Annotated in this window: 12 protein-coding genes; 8 read left to right on the top strand and 4 right to left on the bottom strand. The window is 65.9% G+C overall.

All coding sequences use genetic code 11. From position 1 onward, the window contains the following. The first annotated feature begins 31 nt into the window (after window positions 1-31). From EIO00_RS25780 to EIO00_RS05110, 5 genes are all read left to right on the top strand, one after another. Window positions 32-271: a WD40 repeat domain-containing protein gene (locus EIO00_RS25780; RefSeq protein WP_338325907.1), complete on the top strand. Its 240-nt coding sequence runs from the start codon at window positions 32-34 to the stop codon at window positions 269-271. Window positions 272-605: 334 nt separating this feature from the next. After that, window positions 606-1463 carry an SAM-dependent methyltransferase gene (locus EIO00_RS05125; protein ID WP_140175761.1) on the top strand — a complete coding sequence of 286 codons (858 nt, stop codon included), beginning with the start codon at window positions 606-608 and terminating at the stop codon, window positions 1461-1463. A 283-nt stretch (window positions 1464-1746) separates the two neighbouring features. Beyond that, window positions 1747-2109: a protein kinase domain-containing protein gene (locus EIO00_RS05120; RefSeq protein WP_140175760.1), complete on the top strand. Its 363-nt coding sequence runs from the start codon at window positions 1747-1749 to the stop codon at window positions 2107-2109. After that, window positions 2106-2927, top strand: a complete 822-nt coding sequence (locus tag EIO00_RS05115) for a WD40 repeat domain-containing protein (protein WP_140175759.1) — start codon at window positions 2106-2108, stop codon at window positions 2925-2927. The genes EIO00_RS05120 and EIO00_RS05115 overlap by 4 nt, the downstream gene beginning before the upstream one ends. A 291-nt stretch (window positions 2928-3218) precedes the next feature. Continuing rightward, window positions 3219-3554, top strand: coding sequence for a hypothetical protein (locus EIO00_RS05110; protein ID WP_140175758.1), 336 nt, complete (start codon window positions 3219-3221; stop codon window positions 3552-3554). 300 nt (window positions 3555-3854) lie between these two features. Here EIO00_RS05110 and EIO00_RS05105 read toward each other — a convergent pair whose 3' ends face one another. Next, window positions 3855-4199 carry an NUDIX hydrolase gene (locus tag EIO00_RS05105; RefSeq protein ID WP_241661121.1) on the bottom strand — a complete coding sequence of 115 codons (345 nt, stop codon included), beginning with the start codon at window positions 4197-4199 and terminating at the stop codon, window positions 3855-3857. 151 nt (window positions 4200-4350) lie between these two features. Beyond that, window positions 4351-5466: an XRE family transcriptional regulator gene (locus EIO00_RS05100; RefSeq protein WP_241661120.1), complete on the bottom strand. Its 1116-nt coding sequence runs from the start codon at window positions 5464-5466 to the stop codon at window positions 4351-4353. 504 nt (window positions 5467-5970) lie between these two features. On the opposite strand from EIO00_RS05100, the gene tcmP reads away from it, so the two are divergent. Continuing rightward, the gene (gene tcmP, locus EIO00_RS05095; protein WP_161602652.1) at window positions 5971-7137 is read left to right on the top strand and encodes a three-Cys-motif partner protein TcmP; all 1167 of its coding nucleotides are present in this window, start codon (window positions 5971-5973) and stop codon (window positions 7135-7137) included. Here the strand turns inward: tcmP and EIO00_RS05090 are convergent, their stop codons facing one another. Continuing rightward, window positions 7138-7884 (bottom strand): DUF5131 family protein, encoded by a 747-nt coding sequence (locus EIO00_RS05090; protein WP_206664036.1) that lies wholly within the window; start codon window positions 7882-7884, stop codon window positions 7138-7140. It lies immediately after the preceding gene. A 1605-nt stretch (window positions 7885-9489) separates the two neighbouring features. Continuing rightward, window positions 9490-9897 carry a GntR family transcriptional regulator gene (locus EIO00_RS05080; protein WP_140175755.1) on the bottom strand — a complete coding sequence of 136 codons (408 nt, stop codon included), beginning with the start codon at window positions 9895-9897 and terminating at the stop codon, window positions 9490-9492. Between the two features lie 788 nt (window positions 9898-10685). Between EIO00_RS05080 and EIO00_RS05075 the strand changes: the two genes are divergently transcribed. After that, window positions 10686-11030 carry a hypothetical protein gene (locus EIO00_RS05075; RefSeq protein ID WP_140175754.1) on the top strand — a complete coding sequence of 115 codons (345 nt, stop codon included), beginning with the start codon at window positions 10686-10688 and terminating at the stop codon, window positions 11028-11030. A gap of 240 nt (window positions 11031-11270) precedes the next feature. Then, window positions 11271-11807, top strand: a complete 537-nt coding sequence (locus EIO00_RS05070; protein ID WP_140175753.1) for a DUF7822 domain-containing protein — start codon at window positions 11271-11273, stop codon at window positions 11805-11807. The last annotated feature ends 9 nt before the right edge of the window (window positions 11808-11816 follow it).

Genomic DNA, 11816 nt, shown 5'->3' with positions numbered 1-11816 from the left:
GCGGCGGCTCGACGACCAACCCGTCGGCCCCATCGCCGGCTCCTTCAACCGCGTCCGGCACGGGTGGTTCCCACGGGTCCTCCCCCGCCCTTCCGCTCCCGTCCGAGGCACTCCGCCGCGCCGGCGGCGTCGACTACGGCTCGCTCCTGCTCCGCTCCGCCTCGAGGGACACCGGCACCGGGTGATCTCGGCGGCATTCAGTCCGGACGGCACCGCCCTCGCCACCGTGAGCCGGGACAAGGCCGTGAAGCTGTGGCAGACGGAAGCCTGAACTCGGCCCAGGGGTCCGGAGGCGACGAGACACCGGCGATTCCCCGCGGCAGGCCGGGGGGACCGGCCGGCGACGCCCCTGCCGCAGTCCCGGACGATCGGATCGGCGCCTCCGAACAAGCCGCCCACGGCCGCCGCCGCTCTCGTGCCGCCCGGGCCGGCCTCGGAGCGTCCCGCGGCGTGGAGGCCGCCCCTTCGTCCTTCGGGACGGGGTGACTTGCCCACCGATGGTGTCCGAAACGCGAAAGAAAACCACCCACGGTGCCGGTTCGTGTCGATAGTCTGATCATTCCGAGATCCCGGTGCAGGATCCCCGTGGAGCATGGGAGCAGACCTTGGACGCTGAGCGCACCGTCCCGACCGAGATCCCCACGGACAAGCCGACCTCGGCCCGGATGTACAACTGGGCTCTGGGCGGCAAGGACAACTTCGAGGTGGACCGGCAGTTCGCGCTGCAGAACATCCACTACAGCCCCGAGATCGTCGACGCCGCGCGGGAGAACCGGCTGTTTTTGTACCGGGTGGTGCGCTACCTGGCGGCCGAGGCCGGCATCCGCCAGTTCATCGACCTGGGCTGCGGCCTGCCCACCGAGAACAACGTCCACCAGGTCGCCCAGAAGTTCGCCCCCGACGCCCGGGTGCTGTACGTGGACATCGACCCGATCGTGCTGGCCCATGCCCGCGCCCTGCTGGCCGGCGACGGCTCCACCGTGGTCATCACCGCCGACATGCGGGATCCCGAGGCCGTCCTGGAGCACCCCGACACCAAGCGCCTGATCGACTTCGATGAGCCGCTGGCCGTGCTGTACCTGTCGGTGGGCCACCACATCAAGGACGAGGACGACCCCCACCGCGTCCTGTACACCTACATCGACCGGGCGGTCTCCGGCAGCTATCTGGCCTTCACCCAGGTGGTGAGCACCGATTCCCCCGAGCGGCGCGCCGAGCTGGACGCGATCGCCAACGCCGGCGGCGTGCCCTGGCAGACCCGCAGCCCCGAGGAGGTCGACGCTCTGCTGCTGGGGCACGGGCTGGAGCCGGTCGAGCCGGGCCTGGTCGACATCAACAACTGGCGTCCCGACCCCGACCAGCCGCCGCTGGCGCCCGTCCCCGAGGAGCTGAAGCCCTACGAGGGGGCCTCCAAGCTCCGCAAGGACCGCTTCGAGTACGGCGGCCTGCTCAGGAAGCCGTAATCCGAATCAAGAGCGGGCTCACCTTCACGGCCCGGGGACGCTCGGAGGAGACCGGCCCCTGCGCCCCCGCCCGGCACACCCGCCTCCGGCGAGCAGCGCGCTCCACTGCGCGCTCCGCAGGCCCGATAAGGGTCCTCGAAGGGCTGCACAGAGCTCTTCACCTGCTCGAGGATCGGTCGGCCGGGCCGGCGGTGTGGTGGCGGCAGGGGCTGCTCACCCAGGACGAGACAGGGCAGGTCGCGGTGGCGGTCTTGGACGCCTTGGCCCACGGCCACCGACAGGGGTGGCGCACGGTGTCATCAAGCCCGCCGACATCATGCTCCACCGCAGCGGCGAGCAGGTGCGGGTGAAGGTGATGGACTTCGGGATCGCCGCGCTGGTCTCGGAGAGCGCCGGCCGCCTCGCCGCCTCCGGAACGCAGCTCGGCGCCCCGGCCTACATGTCGCCCGAGCAGGCCGACGGCAGACCCGCCGACGCCCGCTTCGACCTGTACTCGCTCGGGTGCGTGCTGTATGAGATGCTCACCGGCCGCCCGCCGTTCACCGGGGACTCGCCCGCCGAGGTGCCCTCTCGGCACCTGCACGAGACCCCGCTCCCTCCCTCCCGGGTGAACCCGCAGGCGGCGTCTTTTGGGACGAGGTCGTGACGACCGCGCTGGCCAAGGACCCTCGGCGGCGTCCCCCGAGCGTGGCGGCGATGCGGCAGGCCATCGAAACCGGCCTGATCGCCCCTGCATCCGGCGCTCATGGACACGAGAGGCGACAACCAGCACCTGGAACATCCGCCCTCACCGGCACCGCGCTGCAGCGCCGCCTGACCCGCCGGCGGGTGCTGATGGGAGCGGGCGCCACCGGTCTCGCCCTCGTCCTCCCGCTCTCCTGCTATGCCCTTCCCGCGTCCGATGCCAGGCTCGGGACCACAACAGTCCACCCCACTCCTCTCGGCCCATCTTTCGTCACGCACACCGGAGCCGTCAGTGCGGTGGCGTTCAGCCCGGACGTCAGGATCTTGGCCTCCAGCAGTTGGGACGGCACCCTGCAATTGTGGGATACGGCCGCCCATGGACCGATCGGTCATCCCTTCACGCCGCCTCCCTCCGAAAGGTCGGATCACTCCGAAATCTTCATGGCGATGTCCTTCAGCCCGGACGGCGAGATCCTGGCCACCGGCAGCGCGGACAATACCGTGCGGTTGTGGGATGTGACCTCCCACAAGCAGAGCGGCACGCCCCTCGCCGAACTCATCGATGACGTCTGTATGCTGGCGTTCAGCCGAGACGGCAAAATCCTGGCCACTGCCGATAAGAGTGGCACGATACAGCTCTGGGAGATGGCCACCCGCAAGCCGATCGGCATACTCTTTGTCAGACATGACGCCAGCGTCATATCGGTGGCGTTCAGTCAGGACGGCGAGACCTTGGCCGCCGGCGACCGGCACGGAGCCGTACAATTGTGGCGACTGTGACGCGGCTCCGGTGACATCGCTCCGCCGGGCCGGGGCGGTCGCCTGCGCCCCGCTGCCCTTGTGACCTGCCGTGGCCCCAGGAACGCCGACGCCACGAGCCATTTTCGGCCTCGGCGGTGCTCCCTGCAGCGCATCACCGTGAGCCCTGGTCGTATCGGTGCCCCGTCTGAGATTCGAGCGGCTCCTGAAACGAAGTGCCGACCTGCGACGGCCGGGCTGCCGCTCCTACCGTGCCGACCGCATCACCGAGGCCGCCCCTTCCGCAAGACCCGAGCTTGACGAATAGGGACAATGAACATCCGAACCAAGTTTCTAGAGGCCCTGAATTCGGACTCCAAAGAGACGTTCCTGATAGCCCTGGGGCATCACCTTGGAATCTCTGCACGTGACACGTTCACCGGCGATCCCCTGAATGGGCAGCGAGAGGCTCGGGCCTGCAACGAGATGATGATCGCCATCTGGTCTCAGGTGTGGGCGGTGAACGACGAAAACGTCAGAGGCTATCCAGACTCCGACTTCCTCTCAATCCTGATCGAAAAAGCTGACGCAGGGGATGCGCGCCACCATCTTCGCAACGCAATCGAAATCGCCCTGTCCTTTGTGAGCGGCAGCGAAAGCCTGGCATAGACGCCGCCGAGCTGCGCAGACCCGACCGTGCCGATCATCGGCTGCCTGCGGCACGGTCGCTCCTGACCCTGGAGCGGTGAAGCTCCTGATCCGCCGAATGATGCTCAAGCACTGAGGGACTCGCAGTCTCATCCATCCGCCGGAACGGCCGGCACCATCTGGATCTTCGCAGCGGGCGCCATGCGGCCCGCCGGCCGCCTCTCAATCCGCCTTCCTACTCGACCACCGGCGCCGACATCTCCTCCGGCAGACCCCGCCGTTCCCATCCAGGCGATCAGCCGACGTGCGGAACGGTGCTGGTCAGGCCGTGGTCGATGCGGCGGCGCAACGCCGGATGGGTGTCGTATTCGGCAAGGTCTTCCGGAGCGACCCAGCGCACGGCGGCGGCCTCGTCGGTGACGGTGAGCCGCCCGCCGTTCGAGCGGGCGTGCAGGAGATGCTCACCGGCCGGCGGACCTCGGTGACCTTGCCGCCCTTGATGCACTCGATCACATGGTCGGGGGTGGTGAACACTCCGCCCAGGTCCGTGATCTCGATGCCGGTTTCCTCCCGGCACTCGCGGACGGCGCACCCGCGGATGGTCTCGTCCTTCTTCAGCCCGCCCGTGGGGATGGTCCACAGCCCGTTGTCGGCGCGCTGAAGCAACAGCACCCGCCCGGCCGCTCACGCACCAGCGCGCTCGCGGACGGTTCACGGGGTCGGTTCCGGAGCGTGCGGGTCCTTCCAGTGGTCGGCCCGACTCGTCTTCTTGCCCACGTACCCGTCGCCTGCCCACTTGCCCGTCGCCGTCCAACGGTCATGCGGACGTCAACGCCCGCAGCTCGCGAGCGGCGGGCAGCTGGCGGGCCGTGGGTGGCAATGCCTGCAGGATGTGCCCCACCAGTACCGCTCTGCCGGCAGTCGTGGCGTCCCGGTGATCTTCCAGGGTGGTGAGGGCACGTTGCAGGCCGGCGTCGATCTCCCGTTCCCGGATGAGCGCGATCGCGTCCATGAGCGCCAGGTTCGAGCGAGGACCGTGCGCTGCAGGCGGATAGAGGTCCAAGGCCCGTGCCACTGTCTCCCGGGAGCGGTTGTCTCCTACGAGGGTGTGCACGTAAGACTCGGCCCAGCGCATCTGGGTCTCCCGGAAGGCGAACACCGACTGCCCATCCTGACCGAGAAGTGCTTCGAACACGCGTTCAGTCTCAGCCAGAGAGCTGCGAGCCTGGGCGACGTCACCTCGAGCGACCGCAGCATAGGTACGTGCGGCATACGCGCGGGCCAGACCGGCGGACGGTGCTCCGCCCGCGATCGCGACGGCTTCGGACGTCAGGCTGTCAATGACACTCGCCGGACGGCCTATCCAGCACGCATCCTCGGCGGCCCGACCGCGTACCCACGCACGCAGGGCTGTGTCCCCGGAGGCGTCGGCCGCGCGCTTGGCGGTGGCCCAGGTGGTACGTGCGGCACGCACCTCACCCACATCGCCCAGATCGATCGCCAGGCACGCCGACAGACCGGCGCTCACCCGCAGCATCCGCCGCCGCTCGGACTCGGCCATCTTCCGTTTGAGCAGCTCACCGACGGACACGAGATCGGCGGTCAGGTCCTTGATCAGAGCACCGGCGGGACGAACCATGAGCAACTGGCCGTACTCATGAACGGTGCGGTCCCACTCGTCCACATCCAGGGGATTGCCCAATGCGTCTTCGACCCCGCCGAGGACTTCCTCGAGGACGCCGGGCGGGATCGCGGCCCCGGCTCCGAGCGCGGCCAGCAGGTGCAAAGCGGCACGCCGTCTCATGTCGTCCCCCGCATCCTCGGGATCGACGCCGTCCTTCACGGTACTCGGCAACATCCCGCCATTGAACAGCTCATCTTCGGAAACGCCGAATACCTCGGCATAGGCAGCCCGATATCGCGGACCGGACACATTTTCCTTACCTGACTCCCACTGCTTGACATAGGCCTCGAACGCACAGGTCCGAGCGTCAGCTAGCGTGATCGGCTGGCCAGTACTTAGCTCTAGCCGCACAGACCGAAGAGATGCTGCCCATCCAGCAGCGACCACTCTCAGATCCTCGGCCCTACAAATCATGACTCCTGAGCGCCGTGCAACAAGCAAAAGTTTTGCTGTTTCACGATTGAGCTACCTGACTGTTAGCCAGCCTGCGACCTACACGATCAAATCTTGAACGGCTCGCATGCAAACACAAGCGACACTCTGACCACTCTTTCAATTAAGAGACACCGTCTCACCTCCGCTAGGACAGCTGAGCCGCCAGATCTAGACGACCTTCCCGCTCAGCAAGTCAGCTATTACCAGAACCGACAGTCAAATATACCAATACTGGCTTGACCGTATTCTGAGATGGTTGACTGTCGGCAACAGTGCGTCGTAAATCCCAATGGGGGTCTGGGACTTGTGGAGGTGCGGATGTCGACAGGTACGTCGGGAGGGCTACTGGACAATCATGATCAGCATGCGCAGTCAGTGTTCAAACATGAAATCTTGCGACAGTACATCAAGCGATTCATATCGATGCTCGGCAAGACGTCAAAGGGAAATCAGGTGGCCATCCTCGATGGTTTTGCCGGACGTGGTCGCTATCCGGACGGCCGAGAAGGGTCAGCGGAATTCATCCTGAAGGCAGCGTTCGATCTGGCTGCAACGCGGCGAGTTACCTCATTCTTTGTAGAGAAAAACCCTGAGCACTTCCGATCCCTTCAAAGGGTAGTAAGGGAGTACACTGCGCGAGGATTGGATGCCCATGCCCTGCACGGCTCAGTCCAAGATCACCTGAATATGGTGGTCAGAGCCGCTGATCAGATTCCGCTATTTCTATTCTTGGATCCATGTGGCGCAGTTCTACCCTTCGAACAGCTGGTAGCCGTACTTAGCGGACCTCGCAGGCATGAACGACCGCAGACCGAGCTACTGCTGAATTTCAGCGCCGATCTGTCGCGCCGTGTCGCTGGAGCCTTGGAGAAAGGCCACACGGGACAAAGGGTGATGGACCAGACCTGCGGTGGCACCTGGTGGCGGGACCTAGCAATCGAGGTGAGACGCTCCTCAACCACTCAGAGCTTCCAAGAGGTCGCCGATGCCATCGTCACTGAGTATGCCCGTCGGCTGGCAGAAGCAACGGGTATGTACAGCGCCTTGGCGCCTGTACGTAAGCGTTTGCACCATCAGCCGATTTACCACATGGTCTTCTTCACTCGCAGCCCTTACGGACTTTGGGTTTTCGGAGATGCAATCGGAAAGGCGAAGGTGAAGTGGCTACAACATCTGGGGCGCCTGGAAGACGATCCCGTGACTGACAACGTCTTGTTTCCACTGGAAGAAGCTTTTAAGTCGATCATTAGGAACCAGGAACGCCAAGCACAGAAGATCGTCACAGAGAACATAAAGCGCCTACTTCAAGAACTCGGCTCGTTCAAAGTTGTAACGAAGACCGCCGAGATCTTCGGTGACGCCTACGGCACAGCGACTGAGTCGACTGTTTATCGCGTCCTGCGAGAACTTAAGAAGAACAACGAGCTTGCCGTAATAAAGGATGCCCCTCGACTCCGGGAGCAAGTAATCGGGCTCCCTTATTAGCTAGCGGACCTCGATCACTTCCGGCATCTGGCTCCAGAGCTTGCCTTCTAGCTCTCGGCCGCCTTCCTTAGGAGTACGCCCACCCCACTGCTTGAAGAAGAACGGCACGCCAGAGCGTACACATTTGTCTCGGATATCGAGAACCCACTGAGGGTCTAGTGGGCGATGGCCTGGACCAGATTCACCTCCGGCTATGACCCATCCTATTCCTGTCAAATCAAGGTCGCCCAACGGACCTAGCAGTGGCTCACATGAGAGGAATCGAACACGAGCGGGAACTTCCCGCAGATCATCGACACGGAACAATGCTTGGGCATTCTCTACTGAAACTCCCATCCATAGGTTCTCCGGCCAAGTGAGTCGATCAGCAATCTTCCGCAACCGCGTGGACCGCTTGGTGAGTATCTGGTAGGTGTGTTGTGGAGTGTCGGCAATGACTTCAAATACCTGGCGGATGAAGTCTAGCGGCACGCGAGCATGGAACAGGTCACTCATCGAGTTGACGAACACCAGCCGAGGCGTGCGCCAACTGTAAGGCTGACCCAAAACATCGGCATGAATAGTCAGCCCAAAACCCGGCCCCGACGTCCTGGGATCACCATCATTTTTGTACTTATCCGACCCCATTGCCTTAAGGCGTTTAGCCAGCGTCAAGGCATAGCAGTTGTCACATCCTGCCGAGATGCGGTCGCAGCCGGTTGTGGGGTTCCAGGTCACTTCAGTCCACTCGATGGTTGTACGCTTCACCACTATTTGCTGCCTCCCGGAGACCGCACCTTTGATGTCGACCGACCGCCCTCTTGCACCTCCGGCGCACGGTACTGAACGAGTACAACTTATCATCCACGAGCGACAGATGAAAGAGGATCGGCATCACAGTCTAATTTGTACAATCTCAAGCTCCACCGTTACAGGCATCCCAGGTCGGAATATTTGGCAGTCACTAATTTAACCAAAGACACCCGCTACGGATACTAGACCCTATAGGAAGACCCATGCTCAACCCAGTCCCATCACTATCAACACTGAATCCTGAACGCCACCAAAGGGCCGCTTATTTATTCCTCTATAGATGAGTCTTCCTCGATCCGAGGAGGGGATCGCAATGGCCCCTGCGGTTCGGAATAGCTCACCCACCTAGACCTGCCTCTCCACGAAAAAAGGGCTCTTTTCACTCAGATCGAGACACCTATCGTTGCTGGGCTATGCTGGAGTGACTCGGTACAAAGCCTCCTACGGCTAAAACGATTCATCTGGAGATGCCAACGCACGCAGCTCACGAGCGGCGGGCATCTGGCGGGCCTGTTCTGGCAATGTCCGTAGGATCTGCCCTACCAGGACCTTCCTGGCGGCGGTCGCGGCGTCCGGGTGCTTCTCCACAACGGTGAGGGCCTGCTGTAGTCCCGCTTCCACTTCCCGCGCCCGAATCAGGGCAGCCGCGTCCATGAGTGTCAGGTTCGAGCGAGCGCTCTGCGCCTCGGCTGGATACAGGGAAAGGGCGCGCGCCACCGTCTCCCGTGCTCGACCGTCGCCGACCAGGACCTGGCGTAGGACTTTGACCAGCGCAAATGGGTCTCCTGGAAGGCGAAGACCGTTCGTTCCCCACCAGCGCCAGGAAACCGCTCGAAAATCCGCTCGACCTCCGCAAGGCAGGCGCGGACTCCAACAACGTCGCCCTGGACGGCCGCGGCATAGGCGCGTACAGCGTGAGCGCGGGCCAACCCCGCCGACGGCGCCCCGCTTGCGATGACGATGCCCTCGTCGGCCAAAACGGTGATGGCGCTCGCCGGGCGTCCGGTCCAGCTGCCTCTTGGGCCACCCGGCCGCGCACCCACACGCGCAGGGCGGCGTCCCCGGAGACGTCGGCGGCATGCTTGGCGGTGGCCCAGGTGGTACGCACGGCACGGATGTCACCGGCGCCTCCAGGTCGATCGCCAAGCACGCCGACAGTCTGGCGCTCACCCGCAGCATCCGCCGCCGCTCGGACTCGGCCATCTTCCGTTTGAGCAGCTCACCGACGGCGAGCAGGTCCGCGGCCAGGTCCTTGGTCAAAGCACCGGCGGGGCGAACTGTGAGCAGCTGCCCGTACTCGTGGACCGTGCGTTCCCACTCGTCCAGATCGAGCAGGTCACCCAGCGTGTTCTTGCCCCCGGCGAAGATCCCTTCACGGGCTGCAGACGAGATCGCAGTCCCAGCCCCAAATACGGTCAGTAGCTGTGACAGCGCACGACGCTCCATGCCGCTACCCTCATCCGGGGGCACTGACCCAACAGTACGCTATGTATCAGGACAGCGACAGATCGTTCCGAAGGTGTCGGGAAGCCCGTTTCAGGTGAGCACCTGGAAGCGGGTCTACTCCTGTTCCCGGCCAAGGACCCGTAGCCGGACGCGATCCGCTGGATACATCTCGGTCCGCTCATCCTGCTCAACCACCAGCACCGGCACCCCCTCCGGCAGATCCCACCGCTCCCGTTCGTCGACGGTCGGCATCCTCGACGTCACCACAGCAGTCGAGCGGATCACCACTTCACGCTTCTCGGGCACGTTCCGAACGTAGGAGCCACGAGCGTGCTCGGTGATGATCAGACCTTCACCACGCAGCATCGCCATCGCCCGGCGCACCGTCTCGCGAGCCACGCCGTACTGCTGGATGAGCTGGGCCTCGGACGGGATGGCCTGCCCAGGCTCCAGCTCCCCGGAGAGGATGGCCTCGCGGATCGCCGCGGCGACCTTGACGTAGGCGGGTGTGTAGTCGGCCACGGTCGCGACGCTACGTACCCACGTCCGGACGCAATTATATTGCTACGTCTAGACGTATCGACGTCATGGCTCTACGGTGGGAGCCGACAGGTGTCCGCAGCCGAAAACAAAAAGCGGCCCCGGCCGACGGTGCAGCGTCGGGCCCCGGTGCCTCGCCAGGAAGCGAGGTTTCCTGACTTGCGCACCAGCCTAACGACCCCACCGCCGTGGCCTCTGCCCGTTCGGCACACCGATCCCGCGTCCGAGCGGCGACGGGAACGCGAAGAGGCCGCACTCCGCGCCCTGTACCCGGACGCCGCACCCTGGTACGGCGTCCACTCCGGCCGGTGGCTGGCCGCTCCCTCGGGCGCGTCCGGCCTGTTCCAGGCGCCCACCGCGGCGGCGCTGTCGGAGATGCTGGCCGACCACTACCGGCGCATGATCCCCCATGCTCCCCGCCCGGCCGGGACGGAGCAGCCCTGTCGGCCGGGCGGGGCCTTTGGCGCGGTGGCACGGCGGACCGCTGTGCAACCCCCGATGCCGCGTGCCACCGCGCCCTCCACACCGCCCGCCACGCCGCCCCGTCTCCACGGCTCGACGGAACCGGCGGTCCTCCGCCTCACGGCGCCCCGCGAGCCCGCGCCCTCCCGCCCGACGGCCCGGCCCGAGGCGACGCGGCGGCCGACGCCCGCCCGTTCCGCGTCGTCGGCCTCCCGGCCGCCCGGCAGGCGGGACGCCCGGCGCCCGGCGCCCCAGGGCGGCTGGTTCCGGCGCGGGCTGGCCCGGCTGGGGCTCGTGGCGGTGACGTCATGACCCGTGAGGAGGCGCTGCGGGAGATCCTGCGTCGCGCCCACCGCGAGCACGGCACCTGCGTCCTGACGCTGCGGCGCATCGAACGGGAGATCACCGATCTGCGCCGGCGCCTCGACGAGCACGCCGACGAGCGCATCGCCGGGCACGGCGCCGGCGACCGCGCGCGCCCGGGTTACCTGGCCGGCGTCGCGGCCGTGGTCGAGCTGATCGAGAACGCCCTCTTCGACGTGTTCAACGTGCCCGTGGACGCCCCTCCGCACGCCCCCGCCCCGCCGTGGGGCCGCCCGCCTCGGCACGCCGGGCCGGAGGGGACGCCCCGCCCCGGCGTGCACACGCCCTGACGTCCCGGGGCGCGGACGCCCTGACGCCCGGGACCGTGACGCCCGGGCGGGCGCCGCCCGTCGCGGCCGTGCCCCGCCGTCCCGCTCCTCGACGGCTCCTCAGCAGGCGTCCTCGGCGGCTCCTCCGAGGGCGCGAACGGCGGCCCCGGCGCATCCGCCGGGGCCGGCCCGAGGGGGTGAGCCGGATGCGGCGATTCCGGCGGGACGATTTTGTCGGTCCGCGTCCCTAGGGTCGGCCGCATGGCGAACCGCTCCTATCTGTACTCCGCAGACTCCCTGCCGACGGAGAAGGACAACCCCCAGTCGATCCGGTGCATCTCCGAGCACAACTGGGACATCCCGCTGGCTCACGAGCTGCTGGTGGGGTACGGGACGACCGTCGTCCCCTCGATGATCTGGAACGGCCCGCTCTGCGTGGCCGGCGACTACCGCCCCGGCGCGGATCTGCTCACCGGCCTGTTGCGCGTGGTGGGCGAGGGCGAGGTCCCCGACCGTCCGGCGTTCGAGGAGATGGTGACCCGCACCGTCGAGCACCTGGAGAAGCAGAAGGCCCGCTACTTCCTGCTGGAGCCCGGCGAGATCTTCGCGCTTCACGAGGACGATCCCGCCCAGGGGGTCGCCCGCCTCCCCGGCGACATCGAGCTCTCGGTGAAGCGGGCGGAGGCGGCGTTGAACGGCGGCGAGCAGGAGTGGGTGGAGTCGCTGCGGCGGAAGTGGCCCGACCACTTCGGCTCGTTCTACGCCGACTACCTGTACTACTCCTTCCCCCAGGACTGAGCCCCGCGG

The sequence above is a fragment of the Thermomonospora catenispora genome (assembly GCF_006363815.1).
GTDB classification, from domain to species: Bacteria; Actinomycetota; Actinomycetes; order Streptosporangiales; family Streptosporangiaceae; genus Thermomonospora; species Thermomonospora catenispora.
Note: the sequence above shows the minus strand (reverse complement) of the source record. Positions and strands in the feature narration are given on the sequence as shown.